At 74.6% G+C, this 26,326-nt stretch carries 21 protein-coding genes and 1 pseudogene; 14 read left to right on the top strand and 8 right to left on the bottom strand.

Translation table 11 applies throughout. The annotated features are described in order from the left end of the window. Positions 1–4: 4 nt before the first annotated feature. From TK50_RS23745 to TK50_RS23705, 9 genes and pseudogenes are all read left to right on the top strand, one after another. Complete coding sequence (locus TK50_RS23745) at positions 5–1,405, top strand: ferredoxin reductase family protein (RefSeq protein ID WP_043967258.1); 1,401 nt, start codon at positions 5–7, stop codon at positions 1,403–1,405. Between the two features lie 20 nt (positions 1,406–1,425). Continuing rightward, positions 1,426–1,908 (top strand): FMN-binding protein, encoded by a 483-nt coding sequence (locus TK50_RS23740; RefSeq protein ID WP_043967256.1) that lies wholly within the window; start codon positions 1,426–1,428, stop codon positions 1,906–1,908. A gap of 17 nt (positions 1,909–1,925) precedes the next feature. After that, a complete protein-coding gene (locus TK50_RS23735; RefSeq protein WP_052504047.1) occupies positions 1,926–2,738 on the top strand; it encodes an FAD:protein FMN transferase in 813 nt (270 codons plus the stop codon). Between the two features lie 48 nt (positions 2,739–2,786). Beyond that, entirely contained in the window at positions 2,787–3,275 is a 489-nt protein-coding gene (locus tag TK50_RS23730; RefSeq protein ID WP_043969301.1) for a YbaK/EbsC family protein, read from the top strand. Next, positions 3,272–4,009: a monooxygenase gene (locus TK50_RS23725; RefSeq protein ID WP_043967254.1), complete on the top strand. Its 738-nt coding sequence runs from the start codon at positions 3,272–3,274 to the stop codon at positions 4,007–4,009. Before TK50_RS23730 ends, TK50_RS23725 begins: the two co-directional genes overlap by 4 nt. Beyond that, positions 4,006–4,566, top strand: a pseudogene (locus tag TK50_RS23720) (GNAT family N-acetyltransferase); the annotation flags it as partial. The gene TK50_RS23725 and the pseudogene TK50_RS23720, both read left to right, overlap by 4 nt. Positions 4,567–4,637: 71 nt before the next feature. After that, entirely contained in the window at positions 4,638–5,492 is an 855-nt protein-coding gene (locus tag TK50_RS23715; protein WP_387161544.1) for a carotenoid biosynthesis protein, read from the top strand. Beyond that, complete coding sequence (locus TK50_RS23710; protein WP_043967250.1) at positions 5,489–6,616, top strand: glycosyltransferase family 2 protein; 1,128 nt, start codon at positions 5,489–5,491, stop codon at positions 6,614–6,616. The genes TK50_RS23715 and TK50_RS23710 overlap by 4 nt, the downstream gene beginning before the upstream one ends. An 11-nt stretch (positions 6,617–6,627) precedes the next feature. Further along, a complete protein-coding gene (locus TK50_RS23705; RefSeq protein ID WP_043967248.1) occupies positions 6,628–8,118 on the top strand; it encodes a phytoene desaturase family protein in 1,491 nt (496 codons plus the stop codon). A gap of 17 nt (positions 8,119–8,135) precedes the next feature. On the opposite strand, the gene TK50_RS23700 is transcribed toward TK50_RS23705, so the two are convergent. Further along, the gene (locus TK50_RS23700) at positions 8,136–8,825 is read right to left on the bottom strand and encodes a CDP-alcohol phosphatidyltransferase family protein (protein WP_043967246.1); all 690 of its coding nucleotides are present in this window, start codon (positions 8,823–8,825) and stop codon (positions 8,136–8,138) included. Between the two features lie 43 nt (positions 8,826–8,868). Next, entirely contained in the window at positions 8,869–9,786 is a 918-nt protein-coding gene (gene metF, locus TK50_RS23695; protein ID WP_043967244.1) for a methylenetetrahydrofolate reductase [NAD(P)H], read from the bottom strand. Between the two features lie 243 nt (positions 9,787–10,029). Between metF and TK50_RS23690 the strand changes: the two genes are divergently transcribed. Further along, positions 10,030–10,434 (top strand): helix-turn-helix domain-containing protein, encoded by a 405-nt coding sequence (locus TK50_RS23690; protein WP_052503890.1) that lies wholly within the window; start codon positions 10,030–10,032, stop codon positions 10,432–10,434. Between the two features lie 451 nt (positions 10,435–10,885). After that, positions 10,886–14,278: a phosphocholine-specific phospholipase C gene (locus tag TK50_RS32325; protein ID WP_422119966.1), complete on the top strand. Its 3,393-nt coding sequence runs from the start codon at positions 10,886–10,888 to the stop codon at positions 14,276–14,278. Positions 14,279–14,570: 292 nt separating this feature from the next. Here TK50_RS32325 and TK50_RS23680 read toward each other — a convergent pair whose 3' ends face one another. Next, entirely contained in the window at positions 14,571–16,124 is a 1,554-nt protein-coding gene (locus tag TK50_RS23680) for a non-reducing end alpha-L-arabinofuranosidase family hydrolase (protein ID WP_043967242.1), read from the bottom strand. 379 nt (positions 16,125–16,503) lie between these two features. On the opposite strand from TK50_RS23680, the gene TK50_RS23675 reads away from it, so the two are divergent. Then, the gene (locus TK50_RS23675; RefSeq protein WP_043967240.1) at positions 16,504–17,586 is read left to right on the top strand and encodes a polyprenyl synthetase family protein; all 1,083 of its coding nucleotides are present in this window, start codon (positions 16,504–16,506) and stop codon (positions 17,584–17,586) included. A gap of 81 nt (positions 17,587–17,667) precedes the next feature. Here the strand turns inward: TK50_RS23675 and TK50_RS23670 are convergent, their stop codons facing one another. After that, positions 17,668–18,060, bottom strand: a complete 393-nt coding sequence (locus TK50_RS23670; protein ID WP_043969299.1) for an Rv2175c family DNA-binding protein — start codon at positions 18,058–18,060, stop codon at positions 17,668–17,670. Positions 18,061–18,236: 176 nt separating this feature from the next. On the opposite strand from TK50_RS23670, the gene pknB reads away from it, so the two are divergent. Then, on the top strand, positions 18,237–20,222 hold the full coding sequence (gene pknB, locus TK50_RS23665) for a Stk1 family PASTA domain-containing Ser/Thr kinase (protein ID WP_043967237.1): 1,986 nt from the start codon (positions 18,237–18,239) through the stop codon (positions 20,220–20,222). Further along, entirely contained in the window at positions 20,219–21,088 is an 870-nt protein-coding gene (locus TK50_RS23660) for a deoxyribonuclease IV (RefSeq protein WP_043967235.1), read from the top strand. The genes pknB and TK50_RS23660 overlap by 4 nt, the downstream gene beginning before the upstream one ends. Before the next feature lie 34 nt (positions 21,089–21,122). Here TK50_RS23660 and TK50_RS23655 read toward each other — a convergent pair whose 3' ends face one another. From TK50_RS23655 to TK50_RS23640, 4 genes are all read right to left on the bottom strand, one after another. Then, a complete protein-coding gene (locus tag TK50_RS23655; RefSeq protein WP_082106534.1) occupies positions 21,123–22,154 on the bottom strand; it encodes a threonine aldolase family protein in 1,032 nt (343 codons plus the stop codon). Positions 22,155–22,262: 108 nt separating this feature from the next. Further along, positions 22,263–23,669, bottom strand: coding sequence for a class II 3-deoxy-7-phosphoheptulonate synthase (locus TK50_RS23650; protein WP_043967233.1), 1,407 nt, complete (start codon positions 23,667–23,669; stop codon positions 22,263–22,265). 91 nt (positions 23,670–23,760) lie between these two features. Then, complete coding sequence (locus TK50_RS23645) at positions 23,761–24,249, bottom strand: hypothetical protein (RefSeq protein ID WP_241774104.1); 489 nt, start codon at positions 24,247–24,249, stop codon at positions 23,761–23,763. Positions 24,250–24,450: 201 nt separating this feature from the next. Beyond that, on the bottom strand, positions 24,451–26,070 hold the full coding sequence (locus tag TK50_RS23640; RefSeq protein ID WP_043967231.1) for a glycosyl hydrolase family 18 protein: 1,620 nt from the start codon (positions 26,068–26,070) through the stop codon (positions 24,451–24,453). Positions 26,071–26,326: the final 256 nt, after the last annotated feature.

Below are 26,326 nucleotides of genomic sequence, written 5' to 3'. Positions count from 1 at the left end.
ACGGATGAGCGCCGCCGTCGCCGAACGACCGGCCCCGGTCCGCCTCGTCCCGCCGGGGGCACCCGGCTGGTGGGCCGACGTGGCGGGCGTCGCCGCCGCGCTCAGCCTGCTCGTGGTCACCGCCCTCTGGACGGCCGACCGGGGGGTGCAGGAGCTGCTGTCCGGGGTGGCGACCGGCCTCACCTCCGCCGGCCGGCTCACCGGCCTGCTCAGCGCCGACCTGATGCTGATCCAGGTGGTCCTGATGGCCCGGGTGCCGCTGGTCGAGCGGCGCTTCGGCCAGGACCGGATCGCCCGCTGGCACCGGCTCGCCGGCTTCGCCTCGTTCCACCTGCTGCTGGCCCACGTGGCGCTGACCACCATCGGGTACGCGGGCACCGCCCGCGAGGACGTCGTCACGCAGTTCTGGCTGCTGGTCACCGGGTACCCGGGGATGCTGCTGGCCACCGCCGCGCTGGGCCTGCTGGTGCTGGTGGTGGTCACCTCGGTGCGGGCGGCCCGCCGCCGGCTGCGCTACGAGTCCTGGCACCTGCTGCACCTGTACGCGTACCTGGGGATCGCGCTGGCGCTGCCGCACCAGCTCTGGACCGGCGCGGACTTCGTCGCCTCGCCCGCCGCGCGGGCGTACTGGTGGACGGCGTACCTGCTGGCGCTGGGCAGCGTGCTGGTGTTCCGGCTGGGGCTGCCGGCGTGGCGCTCCCTGCGGCACCGGGTCGAGGTGGCGGCGGTGGTGCCCGAGGCGCCGGGGGTGACGTCGGTGTGGCTGCGCGGGCGGGACCTGCACCGGCTGCCCGTCCGGGCGGGGCAGTTCTTCTCCTGGCGGTTCCTCGACGGCCCCGGCTGGTCCCGGGCCCACCCGTACTCGCTGTCGGCGCCCCCGTCGGGGGACCTGATGCGGATCACCGTGAAGGACCTCGGCGACGGCAGCGCCCGGGTGGCCGCCCTGCGCCCCGGCACCCGGGTGCTGCTGGAGGGCCCGTACGGGCGGCTGACCGGGGAGCACTGGCGCGGCGGCGGGATCACGATGTTCGCCTGCGGGGTCGGCGTCACGCCGCTGCTGGCGCTGCTGTGGGAGCTGCCGTACGCCCCGGGGCAGGCGGTGCTGCTCTACCGCGCGCGTACCGAGGAGGAGATCGCCTTCCGCGCGGAGCTGGACCGGCTCGCGGCCGAGCGCGGGGTGGTGGTGCACCACCTCGTCGGCCCGCGCGCCGGGCGACCCGCCTGGCTGCCGGCGTACGCGGAAGGGGTGCCCGACGCCGAGGCGCTGCGCCGGCTCTCCCCCGACATCGCCGACCACGACGTCTTCCTCTGCGGCCCGGACGGCTGGGTCGACGCGGCGCGGGCCGCCACCCGGGCCGCCGGGGTGCCCGACGAGCACACCCACCACGAACGTTTTGCCTGGTGACAGGCGTGAAGGGGGTTTCCATGCGACGGATCACCGTGTGGCTGCTGTCCACCGTGGCGGCGCTGGTGCTGCTGTTCAGCTACAAGACCAGCACGATGGGGGTGGGCGGGGAGAGCAGCGCGATCGCCGCCGGCACGGGCGGCGACGCCGGCACCGGCTCGTCCACCACCGGCACCGACACCGGCCCGGCGGGCACCAGCACCGGCACCGGCTCGTCCGGCACCGGCGCCGGGCGGTACGACGGGTCGGTGGCGCAGACCCGGTGGGGGCCGGTGCAGGTCCGGATCACCGTCTCCGGCGGGAAGATCACCGACGTCACCGCGCTCCAGGTGCCCGACGGCAACCACCGGGACCAGCAGATCAACGACTACGCGGTGCCGATCCTGCGGCAGTCGGCCCTGGCCGCGCAGAGCGCCGACATCGACACGGTCTCCGGGGCCACCGTCACCAGCGACGGCTACCGGGAGTCCCTCCAGGCCGCCATCGACGCGGCCCACCTGTGAACGGGAAGGTGAACACGATGGCCAGGGCGGGCGAGCCGGGCCGGCGGGCCTGGGTGGAACAGGTGATGGGGCTGCCGGTGAGCGTGCACCTGCGCGGGCCCGGGGTGCGCGACGACTCCGTCGCCGCCCGGGTGGAGGCGTTCTTCGCCGAGCTGCACGCGGCCGACGACACGTTCAGCACGTACCGGCCGGACAGCGTCCTCGGCCGGCTCGCCGGCCGGTCGCCCGACCCGGCCACCGCCGACCCGGCGGTGCGGGAGGTGGTCGAGCTGTGCGAGCTGGCCCGGCTGCGCACCGGCGGCCGGTTCGACGCCCGGCGGCTGCCGCTGCCGCGCGGCGGCGTCGGCTTCGACCCGTCCGGGCTGGTCAAGGGCTGGGCGGTCGAGCGGGCCGCCCGGTGGCTGACCGACCTGGCCGACCACGACGTGTGCCTCAACGCCGGGGGCGACGTGCTGCTGCGCGCCGCGCCCGACCGGCCGGCGTGGCGGGTCGGCGTCGAGGACCCGCAGTCCCCGGGGCACCTGCTCGACGTGCTGGAGCGGGCGTCGGGCGCGGTCGCCACCTCCGGCACCGCCCGGCGCGGCACGCACATCACCGACCCGCGCGCCGGCCGGCCCGCCGAGGCCGTCCGGTCGGTCACCGTGGTCGGCCCCGACCTGCTCTGGGCCGACGTGTACGCCACGGCGGCCGTCGCCGGGGGCCCGGACGCCCTGGACTGGCTGGCCACCCTCGACGGGTACGCCGCCCTGCTGGTGACCGCCGACGGCCGGGTCCGGGCCACCCCGCGCTGGCCGGGCACCCGGCCGGCGGCGGGGGTCGCCGCGGCGTAGCCGTGGGTGGGTGAAAAAGGCGGTGCGGCACCGGGGAGAATGGGCGGCATGCAGCCACACCCGAACGTGCGGGCCGTGCAGGAGGCCCTCGACGCCGCGGGCGCGCGGGACGGCTCCGGCCGGCCCAGCGAGGTCCGCCTGCTACCCGAGGCGGTGCACACCGCCGCCGCGGCGGCCGACGCGCTCGGCGTCGCCGTCGGCGCCATCGCGAACTCGCTCGTCTTCGACGCCGACGACGCGCCGCTGCTGGTGCTCACCTCCGGCGCGCACCGGGTGGACGTCGCCGGCCTGGCCGCACACCTCGGGTTCACCCACCTGCGCCGGGCCACCCCCGAGTTCGTCCGCAGGCACACCGGCCAGCCGATCGGCGGGGTCGCCCCGCTCGGCCACCCCGAGCCGCTGCGCACCATCGTCGACGTGGCCCTGGCGGGCTACGACGAGGTCTGGGCGGCCGGCGGGGTGCCCCAGGCGGTCTTCCCCACGACGTACGCGGAGCTGCTGCGGATCACCGTCGGCACCGCGACCGAGGTGGCGTGAGCGGCGTCCCCGAGCTGGTCACCCTGCACGTCTGGCGGATCGGCCGGGCCGCCCTGCCCGGCGCGCTGGCCCGGATGGCGGCGCACCCGGCGCGGTTGCGCCGCACCACCGGGGTCCGGTTCGGCAAGCTGCTCGGCACCGGGACGGGCACCGGCTTCGGCCCCGGCGACGCCGACCTGACCCGCTGGGCGGCCCTCGCCGTCTGGGACCGCGCGGCCGACGCCGCCGGCTTCGACGCCTCGCCCGTGGGCCGCTCCTGGGCCCGCATCGCCCGCTCGTCGGTGCGGGTCGACCTGCGCCCGCTGACCAGCCGGGGCGAGTGGTCCGGGCGGCGGCCGTTCGGCGAGCCGTCCGGCGGTCGGGTCGCCGGCCCGGTGCTGGCGCTGACCCGGGCCCGGCTGCGGGCCCGCCGGGCGGCCACCTTCTGGCGGGCCGTCCCGCCGGTGGCCGCCGCCCTGCACGCCGCGCCCGGCCTGCTGGCCCGGTTCGGCGTCGGCGAGGCCCCGCTGGGCTGGCAGGGCACGGTCAGCGTGTGGCGCGATCCGGCGGACCTCGTCGCGTTCGCGTACCGTCACCCCGAGCACCGCGCCGCGATCACGCGCACCCCCACCGAGGGGTGGTACGCGGAGGAGCTCTTCGCGCGGTTCGAGGTGCGCGACGTGGTCGGCGACCGGGCGGTGCTGGGGTGGGTCGCCGACGGCGACGCGGCAACGGCGAAGGATGGGCGGGCATGAGGCTGGTGCGCTGGACGCCGGACGACCTGGTCCGACGGCTGGACGACGTGGTGGCCGTCTACGGCGAGGCGATGAACTACCGGGCCGACCTGCTGGAGGCGCGGCGCGGCTACATCGCCACCCACGTGCGCCGTCCCGGCTTCCGCGCCGTGGCCAGCCTCACCTCCGAGGGGCACCTGGCCGGCTTCGGGTACGGCTACCTCGGCACGCCCGGCCAGTGGTGGCACGACCAGGTGCACCGGGCGCTGACCGCCGGTGCCCGGCAGCGCTGGCTCGCCGACTGCTTCGAGGTGGTCGAGTTGCACGTCCGGCCGCCCGCCCAGGGGCACCGCCTGGGCACCCGGCAGCTCACCGCGCTGCTCACGATGGCACCGGGCAGCACCACCCTGCTCTCCACGCCCGAGGCCGACGAGCAGCGCTCCCGGGCCTGGCGGCTGTACCGCCGGTTCGGCTTCGTCGACGTGCTGCGCCACTTCCACTTCCCCGGCGACGAACGCCCGTTCGGCATCCTCGGCCGGGACCTCCCGCTCACCCCGCCGGCCCCGGCCGGCCCGGCCGCCGGCAGCTCCGCCGGCCGGGCCGGTCCCGCCGCCCCCGCGCCGGCCGGCCCGGCCGCCCCGGCACCGGGATCGGCCGCGCCGTGACCCGGCCCGGGCTCCGGCCGCTGCTGCCCTGGGTGGGGCTGGGCGTGCTGGTCCTGGCCCAGATCTGCTACCCGCTCACCGTCGGCGCCACCCGGGCCGGGCTGACCGTGGCCACCGTCGTCCTCGGCTACCTCCTCTCGGTCGGCCACGCGCTGCTGACCCGGGGTCCCCGCGCGGCGGCGGCGCTGGTCGCGGTGGCCACCGGGGGCGGCTTCGCCATCGAGGCGCTCGGGGTGGCCACCGGCTTCCCGTTCGGCAGCTACGACTACTCCGGGGAGCTGGGCCCGAAGCTGGCCGGGGTGCCGCTGGTCATCCCCCTGGCCTGGACCTGGATGGCCTGGCCCGCCTGGCTCACGGCGGCCCGGCTCGTCTCCCCCGGCGTCGCCCGGGTGGCCCTCGCCGCCGTCGGGCTCGCCGCGTGGGACCTGTTCCTCGACCCGCAGATGGTCGCCGAGGGCTACTGGGTGTGGCGGGACGCCACCCCCGCGCTGCCCGGCCTGCCCGGCGTGCCCGTCAGCAACTACCTCGGCTGGCTGCTGTTCGCGGTGTTGCTGATGGCGGCGCTGCGCCCGCTGGCCGGGGCGGTCGTCGACCGGGCCGGCCCCGGCGACGCCCCGATGTTCGCGCTCTACCTGTGGACGTACGCCTCCAGCATCCTGGCGCACGCGGTCTTCCTCGGCCTGCCCGCGTCGGCGGTGTGGGGCGCGGCCGGCATGGCGGTCGCCGCCGTCCCACTGGCCCTGGCGCTCGGCCGCGACCGCCGGCCGGACCAGCCGGGCCAGCGACCCCGGCAGGACCGGCAGCCCCAGCAGGGTCCGCCCGCCGACGCGACCGCATGACCGGCGTCCTGCTGCTGCTCGCCGCCGTCGCCGCGCTCACCGCGCACACCTGGGTCAACGCCACCCGGTGGCTGCGCCGCCCGGCCGGCGGGCCCGTCGAGGTCGCCGAGGCCGTCGCGGTGCTGCTGCCGCTGCGCGACGAGGCCGACCGGGTCACCCCGTGCCTGGAGTCGCTGCTCGCCCAGCGCGGCGTGCCCGGCCTGCGCATCGTGGTGCTCGACGACGGCTCCACCGACGGCACCGCCGACGTGGTCCGCGCGGTCGCCGGCGACGACGACCGGGTCACCCTGCTCACCGGCGTCGCTCCGCCGCCGGGCTGGCTGGGCAAGCCGCACGCCTGCCACCAGCTCGCCGCCCGCGCCGACCCGGCCGCCACCGCGCTGGCCTTCGTCGACGCCGACGTCGTCCTCGCCCCGTACGCGGTGGCGGCGGCCGTCGCCGAGCTGCGCGCCGCGCGGGTGACGCTGCTGTCGCCGTACCCGAGGATCGTGACCCGGACCCCGACGGACCGGCTGGTGCAGCCGCTGCTGCAGTGGCTGTGGCTGACCTTCCTGCCGCTGCGGGCGATGGAGCGCTCGCCGCGGCCGTCGCTGACGGCGGCCGGCGGGCAGTTCCTCGTGGTCGACCGGGCCGGCTACGCGGCGGCCGGCGGGCACGCCGCCGTGGCCGACCGGGTGCTGGAGGACATCGAGCTGGCCCGCGCGGTCAAGCGCTCCGGCGGCCGGATCGCCCTCGCCGACGGCTCCCGGCTGGCCACCTGCCGGATGTACGACGACTGGCCGCAGCTGCGCGACGGCTACACCAAGTCGCTGTGGGCCTCGTTCGGTCATCCCGGCGCGGCGGCGGCCGTGGTGGCGGCGCTGCTGCTGCTCTACACGGCTCCCCCGCTGGTCGCGCTGGCCGCCCTGGTCGCGGGCGCCCCGGCGGTCGCGGCGGTGGCGGCGCTGGCCTGGCTGCTCGGGGTGGCCGGGCGGGCGGTCAGCGCCCGCGCCACCGGCGGCCGGTGGTGGCCCGACGCGCTCGGCCACCCCGTGTCGGTCGTGGTCCTCGGCTGGCTGACCGCGCGGTCGTACCATCTGCGGAAGCGGCGTCGTCTGTCCTGGCGGGGTCGCCCGGTCAGCTAGGAGGGCACGTCATGGCGCGGATCGTGGTCGTCGGTGCCGGGGTGGGTGGGCTGGCCACCGCCGCCCGGCTGGCCGCCACCGGGCACGAGGTGACCGTCTTCGAGCAGGCCGGCACGGTCGGCGGCAAGCTCGGCCGGTACGTCCACGACACCCCGGCCGGTGCGTTCCACTTCGACACCGGGCCCAGCCTGCTCACCCTCCCGGAGGTCTTCCACGACCTGTTCGAGGCGACCGGCGCGAAGCTCGACGAATACCTCGACCTGGCCCCGCTGGACCCGATCGTCCGGCACGTCTTCCCCGGCGGCGGGCCCACCCTCGACTCCTGCGCCGACCCGGCCGAGTTCGCCGGCCGCGTCGGCGCGGCGTTCGGCGACCGGGCCGCCGCCGACTGGCAGCGGCTGTGGCGGCGGGCCGCCCGGGTCTGGGACGCCTCGCACCGCGACATCCTGCGCCGGCCCGTCGACTCGCCGCTGGACCTCGCCGCGCTGGCCTGGCGGCTGGGCGACCTCGCCGCCATCGCCCCCGGGCGCACCCTGCGCGGGCTGGGCCGCCGGCACCTGGCCGACCCCCGGCTGCGGATGCTGCTGGACCGGTACGCCACCTACACCGGGGCCGACCCGCGCCGGGCCCCGGCGGCGCTGGTCGCCGTACCGTACGCGGAGCTGGCGTTCGGCGGCTGGTATCTGCGCGGCGGCCTGGGCACCCTCGCCGACGCGCTGCTGACCCGCTGCCTGGACCTGGGCGTGGTCGTGCAGACCGGCACCACGGTCACCCGGATCGACGCGGCGGGCGGCCGGGTCCACGGGGTACGCCTCGCCGGCGTCGCCGCGCCCGTGCCCGCCGACGTGGTGGTCGCCAACGTCGACGCGCTGACCCTCTACCGGGACCTGCTGCCCAGCCCGCGCCGGCTGGCCGGGCTGACCGACCGCAGCCTCGCCGGGTTCGTGCTGCTGCTCGGGGTGGCCGGCGAGACCGGCCTGGCCCACCACAACGTGTTCTTCCCGCGCGACTACGACGCCGAGTTCGACGCGGTCTTCGGCCACCCCGGGCGGGGCGTGCGGGCCCGGCCCGCGCCCGATCCGACCGTCTTCGTCACCGTCGCCGACGACCCGGCGGTGCGCCCCGCCGGGCACGAGGCGTGGTTCGTGCTGGTCAACGCGCCCCGCCACGGCACCGCCACGGGCGCGGTGGACTGGCGGCGGCCGGGCCTGGCCGACGCGTACGCCGACCGGGTCCTCGACGTGCTCGCCGAGCGCGGCGTGGACGTGCGCGACCGGCTGGTGTTCCGGGAGGTCCGCACCCCGGCCGACCTGGACGCCGCGACCGGCGCGCCCGGCGGTGCGATCTACGGCACGGCGGGTGGCCTGCTGCGCCCGGCGAACCGGGGGCCGGCGGCCGGGTTGTGGCTGGTCGGCGGCTCCGGGCACCCGGGGGGCGGCCTGCCGATGGTCACCCTCTCCGCGCAGATCGTCGCCGACGCCATCGGCCCCGCCTGGGAATAGGGGAGGGCGACGGAGGGTCAGCCGGCCTCGATGAGGGCGCGGCGGACGGCGGCGAGCAGCTGGCCCAGCCCGAAGCCGGCCAGCAGCACCCAGACGGCCGTGGCCATGGTGATCGTGCCGGCGGTCAGGTCCGGGTCGATCAGCCCGGCGAGGCCGGCCAGCAGCAGCCCGACCAGGGCCACGCAGACCCGGGTGGGCCGCTCCCCCACGGTGACCGCGCCGATCTCCCGCATCCCGGCCGACACCGACCGGGCCCGGACGTACTCGTGCAGCCAGGACAGCCCGCCGGCGGCGGCGACCAGCGCGCCCGGCGCGCCCACCAGCCAGAACGCGGTCAGCCAGGCGGCCTCGCCGAGCCGGTCGGCGACGGAGTCGTAGACGTAGCCGAGCCGGGTGGTGCGGTTGGTGGCCACCGCCACCGCGCCGTCGACGCTGTCGGCCACCGACGCGGCCAGCACGAACAGCGCCGCGAGCACCGGCCCGCTCACCGGCCGGACGGCGAACAGCGGCACGCAGAGGCAGAGCAGCACCCCCGCCACGGTGACGGCGGTCGGGGTGACCCGGAGGCGGCCCAGCACGTACCCGACGTGGTAGGCGAACCGCAGCCAGGCGCGGACCACCGGGGCCGCCGCCCGGGGGTCGAAGCCCCCGTGCAGCCGCGCCCACGCCGTCGCGTACTCGTCCCAGTTCAGCGAAGTGCCCACCACGGAACAACCGTCGCACCGGCGCTGTGGTGTCGCGCCACTGGGGTCACACCCGCGCGCCGACCTGCAGCTGCTGCCAGACCTCGCGGGTCGCGGTGGACCGGTTGAGGGTGATGAAGTGGATGCCGGGCACGCCCTCGTCGAGCAGTCGCCGGCACATCTCGGCCGCCTGCTCGATGCCGAGCCGGCGGACCGCCTCCGGGTCGTCGGCCACCTCGGCGAAGCGCGCGGCCAGGGCCGGCGGGAAGGGGGCCCCGGACAGCTGCACGGACCGCTCGATGGTGCTGAGCTGGGTGACCGGCATCACCCCGGCCAGGATCGGGGTGTCGCAGCCCGCCGCCGCCACCCGGTCCCGCAGCCGCAGGTAGTCGTCGGCGTCGAAGAACATCTGGGTGATCGCGAACTCCGCCCCGGCCCGGCACTTACGCACGAAGTGCGCGGTGTCGCTGGCCACGTCGGGCGAGCGCGGGTGCTTGTAGGGGAAAGCGGCCACCCCGACGCTGAAGTCACCGGAGTCGCGCACCAGCCGCACCAGGTCCTCGGCGTAGAGCACCCCCTCGGGGTGGCGGACCCACTCCCCGCCCGGGTCGCCCGGCGGGTCGCCCCGCACGGCCAGCACGTTGCGCACCCCGACGCCGGCCAGCCGGCCGATGACGTTGCGCAGCTCGGCGACGGAGTGGTTGACGGCGGTGAGGTGCGCCATCGGCAGCAGGGTGGTCTCGGTGGCGATCCGCTCGGTCACCGCGACCGTGGTGTCCCGGGTCGACCCGCCGGCCCCGTAGGTGATCGAGACGAACGAGGGACGCAGCGACTCCAGCTCGCGGATCGCCTGCCACAGCAGCCGCTCGCCCTGGGCTGTCTTGGGCGGGAAGAACTCGAACGAGAAGGTGGGCTGACGGTCACGGATCAGCTCCCCGATCGCCGGCTGCGGGTTGGGGAGGACCGAGGGTAGACCGAGAGCCATGGACCGACTCTAGCTGTCGGGACGCACCGCACCCAGGACCTTCCCACCTGACGCGACCGCCACGCGAGCCCCCGCACGGGCCCTCCCCGAGCGGCGGGTCGGGCGGAGCGTCGTACCCCCGGGGTAGACAGGCGGTAGCGCGGACGGGGCCCGCGCGGGGGTCAGCACCGATCGGCGGCGCGCCGGTCCCGCCCTGGTGCGCGGGTCGACGCCGCCCCCGCGCCGACCCCTGCCGGAGGACCGATGACGCCACCCACGCCGCCCGGCCCCGAGCCGCTCGGGCCGCTGCTCGCCCGGCTCCGGCGGGGCCGGGGCCGCAGCCAGCAGGCCCTCGCCGCCGAGCTCTGCGCCGCCTCGGGCGTGCCCACGCTGAGCCGGCACGAGGTGTCCCGCTGGGAACGGCAGCTCCGGGTGCCGGGAGGCTTCTGGCTGGGCTGGCTGGCCGTGGTCCTGGCCACGCCGGTGGAGCTGCTGGCCGAGGCCGCCGGGCGGGCCCGCCGCGCGCGCCGCCGGGCGCAGCCGGCCGGCCCGGCACGCCCACGAGCCGGCGGCACGCCGACACTCCGCCCACGCCGGCACGCCACCCACGCCCCCCGATCCTCTCCACGGCGCGGCCAGCAGCCCAGCTGGCCCTGTCGACCCACCTGACGCACCCCGGTCAGGAGGCCGCCGCTCGGAAGGAAATCCGTCAACAGGGAAAGGGGATCCCTATTCCCACTTTGCCGACGCCAATATCGGCGGGCAGCGAAAAGATATGGCGTACGTTTCCGACGGCGCAGCTGCATCACATTTCGGGTCGGCGACCATGCGGCCAGCAGGCGTCCCAGGGGCGACGGCGAAGCGGTGCGGGGCGGTGACCCACGCGGCGAGGTCGAGCAGAGACTCGGGCCCAGTGACGTGCTCGGCCGCCCAACGGATGCGACGACAAACATGGCCACACAAACGGCGCAACATTCCACAGCGGAAATTGAACACTCGATGAAGTTTCACCACTCGAGGGTTACCTTGTGCAATCGGCGCGACCTAGTCTCCGCCCCATGCCTGAGATCTCCCGCCGCAAGCTTCTCGGTGCCGTCGCTGGCGGCACCGCGATTTCTTACTGCCCCCGTCAGTGCTGAGGGCGATGGCAGCGCCACCGCCTCCCGGTGGCCTGAACGCGGTCGAACACGTCATCATCCTGATGCAGGAGAATCGCTCCTTCGACAACTACTACGGCGCCCTCAGAGGCGTGCGCGGCTTCGGCGACCGCACACCGCTGCGCCTGCCCACCGGAGCCAGCGTCTTCGAGCAGCCGCGGCCCGGCGGTGGCAAGGTTCTGCCGTTCTCGGCCCGGCAGGCGGCGGTCGACGCCGGTCGCCCCGAGAGCGACATCCAATACCTCGGCGCGCTCCCGCACGGCTTCTCCGACGCCAACCAGGCGCGGGCGAACGGCTGGTGGGACGACTGGGTCGCGGCCAAGGGCCAGAGCACCATGGCCTTCTACGACCGGCGTGACATTCCCCTCCAGTACGAACTGGCCGACCGTTTCACCATCTGCGACGCCTACTTCTGCTCGGTCTACGGCTCGACCAACCCCAACCGCAACTACCTGTGGACCGGCACGACCGGCTACGAGCCGGACGGCGTCAACCGGGCTGTCACCAACGCCGCCTACTCCTACGCCCACGCGGGCTACCAGTGGACGACGTACCCCGAGCGTCTGGAGGCCGCCGGCGTCTCCTGGCAGATCTACCAGGAGTGGGACAACTTCACCGACAACGCGGTCGAGTACTTCCGGCCCTGGAAGGAGATCGGCCGGAAGATCCTTTCCAAGGTCAGCGGCCAGTACTCCACCACGGAGCAGTTCTACGACAGCCTGTTCGGCAAGACCGCAGACCAGCGCAAGGCCGCACTGGCCCAGTTCCAGCAGGGCGTCGACTCGCTGACCGAGGCGGAGCGCCGGTTGTTCATGCGGGGGGCGTACCGCTCCGAGCCGGACACCCTCGTCCAGCGGCTCAGGTCCGACATCAACAACGGCACGCTGCCGAAGGTGAGCTGGCTGGTTCCGACGGCGGCGCTCTCCGAGCACCCCGGCACCTCCACCCCGGTCGGCAGCGCCAACCTCGTCTACGACATCCTCGACGCCATCGCGAGCGACCCGAAGACCTGGTCGAAGACGGCTCTGTTCATCAACTTCGACGAGAACGACGGCTACTTCGACCACGTGCCCGCCCCGGTCGCGCCACGGCCGGACTCCGGCAACAGCGACGACTGGTTCAACGGTCTGCCGGTCGGCCCGGGCCCCCGGGTGCCGATGACGGTCGTCTCACCGTGGACGGTGGGCGGCTTCGTCTGCTCGGAGGCCTTCGACCACACCTCGGTCATCCGGTTCCTGGAGAAGTGGACCGGCGTCCAGGAGCCCAACATCAGCGCCTGGCGCCGCAGCGTCTTCGGCGACCTGACCTCCGCCTTCGACTTCAAGCGCAGGCACCCGCAGCCCGAGGTGGAGCAGCCCGGCCCGGTGCCACCGGCGGTCGGCCGTTGGAATCCCGCACCGCCGAAGAACCAGTCGCTGCCGGCGCAGGAGACCGGCACCCGCCGGACGCGGCCCTTGCCGTACCGCCTGTCCCTGCGGGCCGCCGTCACCGGCACCGACGTCCGCCTGCGGCTCGGAAACGCGGGCACCACCGCCGCGACGTTCACCGCCTATCCCGCTGACGGCACCGCCCCACATCCGTGGACCGTCCCTGCGGCCAGGACCGCCGACAACACGATCGGGTACGGTGCCGACGGCTACGACCTGCAGGTCACTGCCCCCGGCTGGTCCGTCTGGAAGCTGCGCGGCACCGGCGTGGGCGCTGAAGCGCACCTGGTCGAGCAGGCCGCCCCCGGCCAGGTGAAGGTGAAGTGCGCCAACCCCTCCACCACCACCCGCAGGCTCCTCGTCGGCGAGTCGGTCTACCCGCGTGACCCCCGGCACGGTGGACGGCCACGTCACCCTCTCCAGACCGTCACCCTCGCGCCCGGCCAGACCCGGACCGTGCCCGTCCACCTTGCCGACCACGGCTGGTACGACATCGTGGTCGTCGACCTGGGAGACCCGTCGTTCCTGCGCCGGATGACCGGCCGCCTGGCCGACTACAGGCCCGGCGTCACCGACCCGGCGACCGGTACCGCCCCGGCGCTGGCCGCGACGATCACCCTGCCGGAGGCGCTGCCCGCCCTGGACACGCCATTCGCGCAGAGCAGCCCGGCCGATGTCGTCGTCACCGTGCGGAACCAGGGCGGCACCAGGATCGACCGGCTCTCGGTCGCCCTGCTCGCCCCCTCCGGCTGGACGGTCGAGCGGACCGCCGCGGCGCCGAAGGTGATCGCCGCCGGGGGCTCGGCCGACGTGCGACTCACCGTCACGCCGGCCGCTGACGCCACCGCAGGCCGCCTGGTGGTCGCCGCCCACGGCGACGGCGACGGCCTGCTGAGGCTCGCCGACGCGGCTGTCGGCTTCCGGGTCGCCCCGGCGATGAGCGTCTCGCTGACCGGTCCCGCGAGCTCGCCCGGCACCGACGGCACCGTGCTCTCGCCGGGCAGGCCGGTCACCGTGTCGGCCACCGTCACCAACGCCGGCGGCGCCCCGCTCACCAGCCTGGCAGCCACGCTGGACCTCCCGACGGGCTGGACCGCCACGCCCAGGGGCGACGTGCCGGCGGCCGTCGCGGCCCGCTCCTCCGCCCGCCTGGAGTGGGACGTCGTCGCGCCCGCCTCGGCGGCGCGTGCCTCCGGCAGCCTCAAGGCGACCGTCACGGCGGATCTGCGCGGCAGCGCCCAGCAGGTGACCGCGTCCCTGCCGGCCAAGACCGGGCCCGTCATGACCGGCTACCTGCTCGCGGAGGACTTCGAATCCATCGCCCCCACGCTCGCTGCGGCGGCCGACCTCAGCCGACCCGGCCTGCTCGGCTGGACGCGGACCACCCCCGAGGGCTGGACGGTCACCAACGCGCCGGGGATGCCGCAGGGCACCCGGGAACTACAGGGCTGGACCTTCCTGTCCAAGCAGTTCTGGTTCCCCGGCGGGCAGAACCGCCCCAACTTCAGCCGGTCCCTCGGCGTGGTCGCGGTTGCCGACCCCGACGACTGGGACGACACCGGCAGCCCGGCCGGCCAGGGCCAGTTCGACTCGACCCTGACCAGCCCGGCGGTCGCCATCCCCTCGGGCGCCTCCACCCTCCACCTGGGCTTCGACTCCCACTACCGTCAGGAGAGCCCGCAGGAGGCCGAGGTCACCGTCCAGTTCGACACCGGCGCCAAGGTCAAGGTGCTGCACTACAGCAGCGCGACCTCCGGCAACACCAACCAGGGCCAGGACCAGGAGAACCGGCTCGTCCAGCTCTCCTGTCCCGTCCCGGCTGGGGCCACCTCGGCAAAGGTCAGCTTCCGGATCTTCAATGCCGGCAACAACTGGTACTGGGCGATCGACAACATCCGCCTGGGCACCAGCCCGATCGCCGACGCCTGACCGGCCAGCGGCCTGACCGTCTCGCGCGGGGACGCGTTGTCGTCCCCGCGCGGAGTTCCGCGGTGATGGTCGTCGGCAGCAGGGTGGTCCCGGTGGCGACCCGCTCGGTCCCCGCGACCGTCGTGTCCCGGGTCGACCCGCCTCCTGCCGATCGGCGGGGCGGGATCCGGTCGTTGTTCGGTCGCTCCGGTACGAGGTGTCGAGCGACGCGCGGCGGGCCCGGCCTACGCCGGACCCGCCGCTCGGACTCACGCCGGCCGCTGACTCACGCCGTCAGCGTCGGCTCACGCGGTCAGCGTTGCAGGGTCAGCAGACCCGGCCGGTACGGCAGGAGGCCGTAGTCGCCGCCCGAGTTCGTGGCGCGGCCCTGGTACAGCAGCTGCAAGTTGCACGGGTCGATCGTGTTCGTCTGATCCGCGCTGGTGCGCAGCAGCTCGCCGTGGCTGATGTCGTTGGTCCAGGTGGCACCGCTGTTGGCCTTGCCCGCGAACGGGTTGTTGTAGGTCGTCGCGTTCGGCGTCCAGGTGCCGCTCAGGCTGGTCGCCGTAAACGAGCGGAAGTAGCGCTCCCAGGAGCTGGTCCTGGCCTCGATGATCATCAGGTACTGGTTGCGGCCCTGCACCTTGTAGACCTGCGGCGCCTCGAAGATGTTCTCCGAGGTGTCGCTCATGATGGTCGTGTAGCTGGAGCCGAAGCTGCCCGGGAAGTTCCCGATCGGCATGATCTGGCGGTAGATCTTGCCGTTGTCGCCGGCGAAGAACAGGTACATGTTCTGGTCGTCGCCGATGATCGTCTGGTCGATCACGCCGGTGCCGGAGTCGGTGATCGTCGCAGTCGACAGGGGCTGCGGGGCCGACCAGCCGTTGGCGTTGGCGGGGTTGGTCGACGTGCGGTACGAGAACGACGTCGGGCCCCACTGGTGGGCGAGGACCCAGATGTTCTTCGGCGCGAAGTAGAACAGCGACGGCGCTACGGTGCTCTGGCTCATGGTGTTCTGGGGGGCCGAGCCGAGCTGGTTGAGGTTGTCGACCAGGCCGAAGTTCATCGAACCCCAGCCGCCGGTGGCGCTGCTGCTGTGGGTGGTGGCGTACACCAACTGCTTGCCCTGGTAGGGGGCGATGGTGAAGTCCTTCAGTGACGCCCAGCCGGACTTCGGCTGCGCCAGCGGGCCGGTCGACGACCACCGGTACGTCGACGGCAGGTCGCACGTGCCGCCCGGCGGCGGGGTCGTCGGCGGCGGGGTGGTGGGGTTCGTGCCGCCATCGACGCGCACGAGCTGCCACTGCTGGTTGCTGCCGTTCCAGTCGTCGTACTGCACGACGTTGCCGCCGTCGGCGGTCGACGCGCCCTGCACCTCGACCGCCTTGTTGCTGTTCCGGTTGATGAACCGGACGTAGCCACCGTCGGAGTCGGCCAGGCGGAACTGCTGGTTGGTGCCGTTCAGGTCGCTCCACTGCACGATGCTGCCGCCGTTGGCGGTGGAGAAGTTGTAGACGTCCAGCACCTTGCCGGACAGCCGCGACTTCAGCCGGTAGTAGCCGCCGCCCGAGTCCACGAACTGCCACTGCTGCTGGTTGCCGTTGTTACGCGTCCACTGGGTGATCCGCGCCCCGTCGCTCGTGGCGAGGTTGTAGACGTCCAGGGCCTTGCCGCTGTTGCGGTTGACCAACACGTACCACGCGTTCGTGTCGACCGTCGCCGCGGCGGCGGGCGTCGACACCGCGGCCGCGGCGGCCACGCCGAGCACCACCGCCGACACGCCGGCGGCGACGACCCGAGACAGCCACCCGCGTCGCCGCTGCGGCGGCGGCGGTGCGATCGATGGCGATCCACCAATGGCAGACATGATCCTCCTTCAATGACCAGAGATGGGCAGCGCGGGGACGGCCGCGCGCGTCGATGATGTGAGCGCTAACATCACGTACGCAGGCCTGGCGCACGCCAATCCAAGACCAACGAAGCGGGCTTGCCCGGCAGCCGTGGGCGTCGTCGTCCTTGACCATCGACTGTGAGCGATAACACGCCGTTCGTCAAGTCGTAATGTTCGATACCCGAGCGAGCGTCACGCACCGTCGGCGACGCGCCCACCCGGCGGGATCGGCTCCGCAGGGCCGACCCGGCGGTGTCCCGTCACCCGGACACCCCAACTCGCCGGCCCGAGCGGCCGGTGACACGCCATGCACCGCCGATGCGCAGCTCACCGGGCGACCCGCTAGCGTCGGGGCGTGACTCACGCAGCTCCCGTATCCCCCGTCGACCGCGCCGGCCTGCGTCAGCGGGTCGACAAGGCCCTCGCCGGGTTCCTGGCCGGCCAGCGCACCTGGCTGACGGCCGTCGACGAGGCCCTGGTGCCGGTGGCCGAGGCGATCGAGGCGTTCGTGCTGGGCGGCGGCAAGCGGCTGCGCCCCGCGTTCGCGTACTGGGGGTACCGGGGGGCGGGCGGCGGCGACGCCGACCAGGTGGTGACCGCCCTGGCCGCGCTGGAGTTCGTGCAGGCCAGCGCACTGATCCACGACGACCTGATGGACCGTTCGGACACCCGGCGCGGCGAGCCGGCGGTGCACCGGCGGTTCGCCGCCCGGCACCGGGGGGCCGGTTGGGGCGGCGACGCCGACGGCTTCGGCGACGCGGCGGCGATCCTGCTCGGCGACCTCTGCCTCGTCTGGTCCGACGAGCTGCTGCACTCCGCCGGGCTGGACCCGCGGGTCGTCGCCCGGGCCCGGCCCGTCTTCGACGAGATGCGCACCGAGGTCACCGTCGGGCAGTACCTCGACGTGCTGACGCAGGCCACCGGCGACACGTCGGTGGAGCGCGCGGGCAAGGTCGCCCGGTACAAGTCGGCCAAGTACACCGTCGAGCGTCCGCTGCTGCTGGGCGCGGCGCTGGCCGACGCGCCCGCCCACGTGCGGGCGGCCTACTCGGCGTACGGGCTGCCGCTGGGCGAGGCGTTCCAGCTCCGCGACGACGTGCTCGGGGTGTTCGGCGACCCGGCGCAGACCGGCAAGCCGGCCGGCGACGACCTGCGCGAGGGCAAGCGGACGTACCTCGTGGCGGCGGCCGTGGCGGCGAGCGACGACGCGGGCCGCGCGCTGCTGCTCGGGCGGCTCGGCGATCCGGAGCTGGACGCCGACGGGGTGGCCCGGCTGCGCGAGCTGATCACCTCGACCGGCGCGCTGGCCCGCACCGAGGAGCGGATCGCGGCGCTGACCGAGACGGCGCTCGCCGCGCTGTCGGCCGTCGACCTGGAGACCGAGGCCCGGCAGGCGCTGGTGGACCTCGCCATCGCCGCCACCCGCCGCACCGACTGACCCGCCCGCCACCCCGGCCGGCGACCTCCGCCACGGGGCCCGGCCCGTGTCCGGCCGGGTGCGGAGGTCGGCCGGAGCCGGTCAGAAGCCGAGGGCCTGGGCGCGGCGCTTGACCTCGCGGGCGTGGTCGCCGCCGAGCGTGGCCGCCGGGGTGCCCCCGGAGAGGGTGTCGTCGGGCTCGTAGAGCCAGCGCAGCGCCGCCTCGTCGTCGTAGCCGGCGTCGGCGAGCAGGGTGAGCACGCCGGGCAGGTGCTTGAGCACGGTGCGGTTGGCCACCAGGTCGGCGGGCACCCGACGCACGCCGTCGCGGCGCACGGCGAGCAGCTCGCGGTCCCGGATCATCTGGTGGACCTTGCTGATCGACAGGTCGAGGCGCTCGGCGACGTCCGGCAGGGCCAGCCAGCCGGCCGGGTCGCTCGGGCCGGCGAGGTCTGCGCCGGAGGCGGCCTGGCCGGAGGGTACGGAGTCGGTCACCCGATCACCCTGCCACGCGCCCGCCCGGACGGCGCGCGGCACCCCCCTCGCCCCGCAGGCGAGGGGCCGGCGGGGGCTCCGGAACCGGTCCACGCGCGCGGCGCGGGGGGCACCCGGCCATCCGGCTGTAGCATCCGGTGCAACCTCCACCCTCCGGAGACATAGACTGCCTGCCGATGGACACACAGGTCGCCGACACGTTGCTGGGCTCGCTGCTCGACGGGCGCTACCGCATTCGCGGTCGCGTGGCCCGTGGCGGCATGGCGACCGTGTACACCGCCACCGACGAGCGCCTGGAGCGCACCGTCGCAGTCAAGATCATCCACCCGACCCAGGCAACCGAGGCGCGGGCCCGGATGGCCGGGTTCCTGGCACGCTTCACCGACGAGGCGAAGACCATCGCCCGGCTGACCCACCCGAACGTGGTGGCGGTCTACGACCAGGGCACCCACGCCGGCCTGCCGTACCTGGTCATGGAGTACGTGCGGGGCCGCACCCTGCGCGACGTGCTCGCCGAGCGCCGCCGGCTCAACCCCGACGAGGCGCTGGCGATCATGGAGCAGATGCTCGCCGCGATCGCCGCCGCGCACCGCGCCGGCCTGGTCCACCGCGACGTCAAGCCCGAGAACGTGCTGGTCGCCGAGGCCCCCACCGGCGGCGTGGCGAACCTGGTCGACAGCGTCGTCAAGGTCGCCGACTTCGGGCTGGCCCGGGCCGTGGAGGCCAGCTCCGAGGAGGAGCCGGGCAACCAGCTCATGGCCACCGTGGCGTACGTCGCCCCGGAGCTGGTCACCGACGGCCGCTCCGACACCCGCACCGACGTCTACTCGGCCGGCATCGTGCTGTTCGAGATGCTCACCGGCCGGGTCCCCTACGACGGCGACCGCCCGGTGGACGTCGCCTGGCAGCACGTCGACCGGGACGTGCCGGCCCCGTCGACGCTGGTGCCCGGCCTGCCCCGGGCGCTCGACGACCTGGTCGCCCGGGCCACCCGCCGCGACCCGGGCGCGCGCCCCACCGACGCCGGCGCCCTGCTGGCCGAGGTCCAGTTGGCCCGCGACGACCTGGGCAACGCCAACACGCACACCGCCGTGCTGCGCCCGGTGACCGACGAGACCAGCGCGATGGCGCAGCCGACCATGGCGGTCGCGGCGGTCCGCCCGGCCCAGCGGCCCGCCTGGGCGCGGCTGCCCGAGCCCGAACCGCAGCGCCCGCACCGGCGGCGGGCCACCCCCGAGCCCGAGGGGCCGATGGCGCGGCTCGCCGCGCTGCGTACCCAGATCATGGGCGACCCGCGCGGCCGCAAGGGCGTCCTCGCGGCCCTGGTGGTGCTCGGCCTGGTCGTCGCGCTCACCGGCTGGTGGTTCGGGATGGGCCGGTACACGGTGGCCCCGGAGCTGGTCGGCCTCACCAAGGCCGAGGCGGAGGGGCAGGCCGACCGGGGCGGGTTCGTGCTGCGCTACGCCGAGCCCCGCTACGACGAGAAGGTCCCCCGCGACGCCGTCCTGACGCAGGACCCGGCCTCGGCGGCCCGGATCGTCAAGGGCGGCACGATCACCCTCACCCTGTCCCGGGGCCCGGAGCGGCTGCCGGTGCCCGACGTGGTCGGCAAGGACTTCGAGCTGGCCGAGGCGGACCTGACCAACGCCGAGCTGGTGGTGGCCAAGGGCGGCTCCCGCTACGACGACAACCTGCCCGAGGGCGTCGTGGTGGCCACCGACCCGAAGGTCGGCACCGAGGTGAAGCCCGGCGCGAAGGTCACCGTCATCCTCAGCAAGGGCAAGGCGCCGATCTCGGTGCCCAACCTGGTCGGCAAGAACCTCGGCGAGGCCCGCGCCGCCCTGGCCCAGCTCGGCCTGGTCCCGGTGGAGACCTACAAGAAGTCGGACAAGCCGCGCGACGAGATCCTCGGGCAGAGCCCCGCCAGCGGCACCGGCGTGGAGAAGGGCGCCCAGGTCAAGCTCGACGTCAGCGAGGGGCCGCCGCAGGTCGTCGTGCCCCGGGTGGTCGACCTGCCCTGCCAGCAGGCCAAGCAGCAGTTGGAGAGCCAGGGCCTGCCGGTGAACGTGCAGTTCAACCCCAACGGCACCGTCCGGTTCCAGAACCCGGGCGAGAACTCGCAGGTGCCGCCCGGCACCCCGGTCACGATCGGCTGCCTGTGAGCACCCCCGCGCCCCGCCGCCCGGTCGGCTCGCACACCCCCACCTCGGGCGGGCTGGCGAAGGCCGCCCTGCCGTACGTCGACGCCGCCGCCTCCGAGGCCGTCCAGGTCTACGTGTCCAACTCCCGGGGCTGGGCGCTGCCGGCAGGCGACCCGGCCCAGGACGCGCTGTTCCGCGACGGCTGCGCCGCGCGCGGGGTGCCCGTGTTCATCCACGCGTCCCTGCTGGTGAACCTGGGCTCACCCACCCCGGCCACGGTCGAGCGGTCCGCGCAGACCCTGGCCCACGCGCTGCGCCGGGGGCGGGCGATCGGCGCCCGGGGCGTGGTCTTCCACGCCGGCAGCGCCGTCGACGCCGGGCACGCCGACGCGGCCCTGCGCCAGGTGCGCGAGGCGCTGCTGCCGCTGCTCGACGAGACCACGGCCACGGACGGCCCGCTGCTGCTGGTGGAGCCGAGCGCGGGCGGCGGCCGGTCCCTGGCCTCCCGGGTGGAGCACCTCGGCCCCTACCTCGACGCGGTGGACCGCCACCCCGGCCTGGGCGTCTGCTTCGACACCTGCCACGCCTGGGCCGCCGGGCACGACCTGGCCGCCGAGGGCGGGATGACGGCCTGCCTGGACACGCTGGTGGCCACGGTGGGGCCGGACCGGCTGCGGCTGGTGCACGCCAACGACTCGAAGGACCTGTGCGGCTCGACCCGGGACCGGCACGAGAACATCGGCAAGGGCAGCATCGGCGAGCCGGCGTTCGCCGAGCTGATGGCCCACCCCGCCACGGCCGGCATCCCGATCGTGGTGGAGACCCCGACGGAGAAGCACGAGGGCCACGCCACCGACATCGCCACCCTCAAGCGCCTGCACCCCTGACCCGGTCCTCCCCCGCCCCCGGTGGCGGGCGGGGTCAGCGGCGCAGGATCGCCGCCAGGACGGCGGCGGCGCGGTCGACCGCGTCGTCGTCGACGTCGAGATGGGTGACCAGGCGGGCGAGGCGCGGGCCGAGCACCGAGATCAGCACCCCCTCGGCGCGGGCGGCGGCGGCCAGGCCCCGCGCGTCCAGGTCGGTCTTGGTCAGGTCGAGTGGGACCAGGTTCGTGCGCACCGGCGACGCGAGCACCCCGAACGGGGCGAGCGCCTCCGCCAGGCGGGCGGCCTTCGCGTGGTCGTCGGCGAGCCGCTCGACGTGGTGCGCGAGGGCGTACCGGCCGGCGGCGGCGAGCACCCCGGCCTGGCGCATCCCGCCGCCCATCCGCTTCCGGATCGTCCGCGCCCGCCCGATCCGCTCCGCGCTGCCCACCACCAGCGAGCCGACCGGCGCGCCGAGGCCCTTGGACAGGCAGACGGACAGGGTGTCGAACAGCGCGCCGTACTCCGCCAGGGGCACCCGGTCGGCCACGTGGGCGTGCCAGATCCGGGCCCCGTCGCAGTGCAGCGCGAGGCCGTCGGCGTCGGCGACCCGGCGCAGCTCGCGCAGCGTGGCCAGGGGGATCACCCCGCCGCCGCCCCGGTTGTGGGTCTGCTCGACGGCGATCGCCCGCGTCGGCACCGCGAAGTAGTCGTCCGGCCGGACCATCCCGGCGACCACGCCGGGGTCGAGGTCCGCGCCGGCCGCCGGCCACGTCCGCGACGAGATCCCGCCGTACGCCGCCGCCGCGCCGATCTCGTACGTCACCACGTGCGCGTCGGCGTCGCAGAGCAGCTCGTCGCCCGGCGGCACCACCAGTTGCAGGGCGATCTGGTTGGCCATCGAACCGGTCGGGGCGAACAGCGCCGCCTCGTGCCCGAACAGCGCGGCGACCTCGGCCTCGAGGGCGTTGACCGTCGGGTCCTCGCCGTAGACGTCGTCGCCGACCTCGGCGGCGGCCATCGCCTCCCGCATCCCGGCGGTGGGCCGGGTCACGGTGTCCGACCGCAGGTCGACAACAGCGTCAGCCACGGATCCGCCTCCGGCCGCCGACTGCGGGGCTCGCAAGCTCACTCCTCGCGTCAGCCACCATGCCCCCTACGGCCGCCGACTGCGGGGCTCGCAAGCTCACTCCTCGCGTCAGCCACGGAGCATCTCCGCCACGAGGAACGCCAGCTCCAGCGACTGCTGGGTGTTCAGCCGGGGGTCGCAGGCGGTCTCGTACCGGTCGGGCAGGTCCAGGTCCTCGATGCCCTGCGCGCCGCCGAGGCACTCGGTGACGTCCTCGCCGGTCAGCTCGACGTGCAGGCCGCCCGGGTGGGTCTCCAGCCCCCGGTGCACCTCGAAGTAGCCGAGCACCTCGTCGACGATGCGGTCGAAGTGCCGCGTCTTGTAGCCGTTGGAGGACTCGTGGGTGTTGCCGTGCATCGGGTCGCACTGCCAGACCACCTTGGCGCCGGCGGCGGTGACCTTCGCCACGATCGGCGGCAGGGTGTCGCGGACCTTGTGGTTGCCCATCCGGCTGATCAGCGTGAGCCGGCCGGGGATGTTCTCCGGGTTGAGCTTCTCGCAGAGCTCGATCGCCTCGTCGGGGGTGGTGGTCGGGCCGAGCTTCACGCCGATCGGGTTGGCGATGCGGGAGATGAAGTCGATGTGCGCCCCGTCGATCTGCCGGGTGCGCTCGCCGATCCACAGGAAGTGCCCGGACAGCCCGTACGCCCGGGTGCCGGAGACCCGGGTGAGCGCCCGGTCGTATTCCAGGGCCAGGGCCTCGTGGGAGCAGTAGAGGGTGACCGTGCGCAGCGCGTCGTCCTCGGTCATCCCGCAGGCCTGGATGAACGCGATGGCCCGGTCGATCTCCCGGGCGATCGCCTCGTAGCGCTCGCCGGCCGGGGAGTTCTTGACAAAGCCCTTGTTCCAGTCGTGCACCGCGTGCAGGTCGGCCAGCCCGCCGGCCAGGTACGCCCGGAGCATGTTCATCGCGGCGGCCGAGTTCGCGTACGCCCGGATCATGCGCTGCGGGTCGGCGACCCGGGCCTCCGGCGTGGCCTCCAGCGAGTTGATCAGGTCGCCGCGGTAGGCCGGCAGCCCGCGGGCGTCGGTCGGCAGCGACCGGGGCTTGGTGTACTGCCCGGCGACCCGGGCGACCTTGACCACCGGCAGGGACGCGCCGTAGGTGAGCACGATCGCCATCTGGAGCAGGGTGCGGGCGTTGGCCAGCAGGTGGCTCTCGGTGTTGTCGGCGAAGGTCTCGGCGCAGTCGCCGCCCTGGAGCAGGAACGCCTTGCCCTCGCAGACCAGGGCGAGCTTGCGCCGCAGCTGGTCGACCTCGTACGGCGCGACGACCGACGGCACGGTGTCGAGCACCTTGCAGACCTCGGCGACCTGGGCCTGGTCGGGCCACGGCGGGACCTGCGCGCGGGGCAGCTCCCGCCAGCGGTCGAGGCCGAGGGCGGCGTCCTCGGCGGAGTCGACGGTCGGGCGGCTGGTCTGCAGGCCGGGGCTGCCCACGGCGGGATGGCTCAGCTGATGCCACTCATGGCGCATGACGGAAAGCGTACGGCGACCGCCCGGGCACCCGACGGGCGAGGGGGACGGTTTCCGGCAGTTGGAAGATCAACGCCGACCCGGGGCGTGATCAGGGGGTGACCGACGGCTCCGGGGTGTTGCCGCCCGGCGCCTCGCGCGCCACGCACCAGTCGGCACCGCTGCGGGTGACGGTGAACAGCAGTGGCCGGGTGGCCTCGCGGGAGCCGGCGGTCACGGTGATCTCCGTGCTGACCTCCTGCCCGCCCGCGCCCGCGCGGACGTCGGTGATCGTCGCCCCGGTCACGGTGAAGTGGTCGGCGAAGTCGCCGTTCGGGCCGGTCGCGGCGGCGTCGAAGGCCGCCTGGGCGGGGGCGCAGAGCTGGCCGCGCCCGGCGGCCACGTCCTTGGCGATCATCGCGTCGAGGTACGCCTGGACCCGCTCCCGCGACTTCGCGGCCGCCTCCTCGGCGGGCGCCCGGCCGGGCTGCTGGGCGGCGTCCTCGTCGTCGCTGCCGCAGCCGAGCAGGGCGAACGGGAGGACCGCGAGTGTCGCGACCAGCGCCGCCCTGGTGGCCACCCTGGTGTTCGTCACGCCCATCCGTCCCTCCCCTCGGCCCCGGCACACCGGGGACGCCGCCGATGGGCGAGTCTGACACATCACCCCCGCGCCACGCCCACGCCGGGCCGCGCCCACGCACGCCGGGGCCCGGGAACCGCCGTGCGGACGGTTCCCGGGCCCGGGGTGTTTGCAGGGGACCCTTGCTATGCGGAAAGCGTCAACAGGGGGCCCTTCCTTGCCTCAGCCGAGGCCGCCGCGGATCGCGCCGATCAGCTCGCCGTTGGTGGTGTCGCCGGACAGCTCCCAGAAGAACGCGCCGCCGAGGCCCTGGTTCTTCGCGTACGTCATCTTGCCGCCGATGGTCGACGGGGTGTCGTAGCTCCACCAGTTGCTGCCGCACTTGGCGTACGCGGTGCCGCCGACCGTGCCCGTGGCCGGGCAGGTGTTCTTGAGCACCTTGTAGTCCTCGATGCCGGCCTCGTAGGTGCCCGGCGCCGCCCCGGTGGCGGAGCCGCCCGGCGCGGACTGGGTCACCCCGGTCCAGCCCCGGCCGTAGAAGCCGATGCCGAGCAGCAGCTTGTCGGCCGGGATCCCCTTGCCCTTGAGCTTCTGGATCGCGGCGTCGGAGTTGAAGCCCGCCTGCGGGATGCCGTCGTAGGAGTAGAGCGGGGAGTGCGGGGCGGTGGGGCCCTGCGCGTTGAAGGCGCCGAAGTAGTCGTACGTCATCGGCATGAGCCAGTTGAGGTTGCCGATCGCCCCGGCGTAGTCGGTGGCGTCGATCTTGCCGCCGTTGCTGCCGTCGGCGGTGATGGCGGCGGTGACCAGGGCCGAGGAGCCGAACTTCGACCGCAGCGCGGAGATCACGTTCTTGAAGGCGTTCGGGCCGCTGGTGTCGCAGGTGAGGCCGCAGGCGTTCGGGTACTCCCAGTCGACGTCGATGCCGTCGAAGACGTCGGCCCAGCGCGGGTCCTCGACCAGGTTGTAGCAGCTCTCGGCGAACGCGGCCGGGTTCTGCGCGGCCTGGGTGAAGCCACCCGACCAGGTCCAGCCGCCGAAGGACCAGATGACCTTGAGGTGCGGGTACATCTTCTTCAGCTTGCGGAGCTGGTTGAAGCTGCCGCGCAGCGGCTGGTCCCAGGTGTCGGCGACGCCGTCGACGCTGTCGGCCGCCGTGTACGCCTTCTCGTAGTCGGCGTAGCTGTCGCCGATGGCGCAGCGGCCGCCGGTGGTGTTGCCGAAGGCGTACAGGATGTGGGTGAGCTTCGCGGCGGAGCCGCTGGTGTGGATGTTCTTGACGTGGTAGTTGCGGCCGTAGACGCCCCATTCGGCGAAGTAGCCGACGACCTTCTTGCCGCCGGTGGGCGGGGTCGTGGTCGGCGGCGGCGTGGTGGGCGGTGCGGTCGTCGGGGGCGCGGTCGTGGGGGGCGCGGTCGTCGGCGGCGCGGTGGTGGGGGTGGTCCCCCCGCCGCACGGCGCGCCGTTGATGGTGCAGTTCAGCGGCGCCTTGTAGGCCCCGGTGCCGTTGTAGCCCCAGCTGAAGGTCGCCCCGGGGGCGAGCGGGCCGGCCCAGCTCTTCTTCACCGCGACCCAGTGGTTGCCGCTGCTGGTGACGTCGGCGTCCCAGGCGCTGCTGATGGTGGTGCCGGCGGGCAGGTCGAACTCGATGCGCCAGGTGCTGACGCTGGCGGCGGAGCCGTTGGTGACGGTTACCCGGGTCTCGTGGCCGGTCCCCCAGTCCTGCGCCTTGGCGAACGTGGCGGTCACACTCCCCGCGCCGAACGCCGAGGTCACCGGGACCACCGCGGCGGTCACCGCGACCACGGCACCGGCCCAGAGGGCCCGGCGGAGCGATCTCTTCATGTGGCGGCTCCCCAAACAGTTAGGAAACTTTCCAAAAGGATGGTGAGACGCTACTCACGCCGTCATCAGTTCGTCAAGATGCACATGCGTCGATCACCGGATAGCGGGCGGTGACGGGCCACCCCGCCGTTGATCGACTCCGTGTCGCCGACGTGGCGGGGTCCCCGCCACCCGGATGCCCCCATGTCGCCGACATGGAGTCGATCACCCCGTCCCACCGGAGGCGCGGACGCGGACGCGCCCGGGGCGGCAGGAA

Source organism: Micromonospora haikouensis (genome assembly GCF_000876225.1).
GTDB classification, from domain to species: Bacteria; Actinomycetota; Actinomycetes; order Mycobacteriales; family Micromonosporaceae; genus Micromonospora; species Micromonospora haikouensis.
This window is presented reverse-complemented; position numbering and strand designations above follow the sequence as displayed.

What these genes read in the sequence shown, in the direction of transcription:
- TK50_RS23705 (WP_043967248.1), top strand. Translation starts at nt 6,628, where the DNA reads ATGGCGCGGATCGTGGTCGTCGGTGCCGGGGTGGGTGGGCTGGCCACC.
- TK50_RS23735 (WP_052504047.1), top strand. Translation starts at nt 1,926, where the DNA reads ATGGCCAGGGCGGGCGAGCCGGGCCGGCGGGCCTGGGTGGAACAGGTG.
- pknB (WP_043967237.1), top strand. Translation starts at nt 18,237, where the DNA reads ATGGACACACAGGTCGCCGACACGTTGCTGGGCTCGCTGCTCGACGGG.
- metF (WP_043967244.1), bottom strand. Translation starts at nt 9,786, where the DNA reads ATGGCTCTCGGTCTACCCTCGGTCCTCCCCAACCCGCAGCCGGCGATC.
- TK50_RS23650 (WP_043967233.1), bottom strand. Translation starts at nt 23,669, where the DNA reads ATGCGCCATGAGTGGCATCAGCTGAGCCATCCCGCCGTGGGCAGCCCC.
- TK50_RS23640 (WP_043967231.1), bottom strand. Translation starts at nt 26,070, where the DNA reads ATGAAGAGATCGCTCCGCCGGGCCCTCTGGGCCGGTGCCGTGGTCGCG.
- TK50_RS23680 (WP_043967242.1), bottom strand. Translation starts at nt 16,124, where the DNA reads ATGTCTGCCATTGGTGGATCGCCATCGATCGCACCGCCGCCGCCGCAG.
- TK50_RS23745 (WP_043967258.1), top strand. Translation starts at nt 5, where the DNA reads ATGAGCGCCGCCGTCGCCGAACGACCGGCCCCGGTCCGCCTCGTCCCG.
- TK50_RS23730 (WP_043969301.1), top strand. Translation starts at nt 2,787, where the DNA reads ATGCAGCCACACCCGAACGTGCGGGCCGTGCAGGAGGCCCTCGACGCC.
- TK50_RS23690 (WP_052503890.1), top strand. Translation starts at nt 10,030, where the DNA reads ATGACGCCACCCACGCCGCCCGGCCCCGAGCCGCTCGGGCCGCTGCTC.
- TK50_RS23710 (WP_043967250.1), top strand. Translation starts at nt 5,489, where the DNA reads ATGACCGGCGTCCTGCTGCTGCTCGCCGCCGTCGCCGCGCTCACCGCG.
- TK50_RS23645 (WP_241774104.1), bottom strand. Translation starts at nt 24,249, where the DNA reads ATGGGCGTGACGAACACCAGGGTGGCCACCAGGGCGGCGCTGGTCGCG.
- TK50_RS23740 (WP_043967256.1), top strand. Translation starts at nt 1,426, where the DNA reads ATGCGACGGATCACCGTGTGGCTGCTGTCCACCGTGGCGGCGCTGGTG.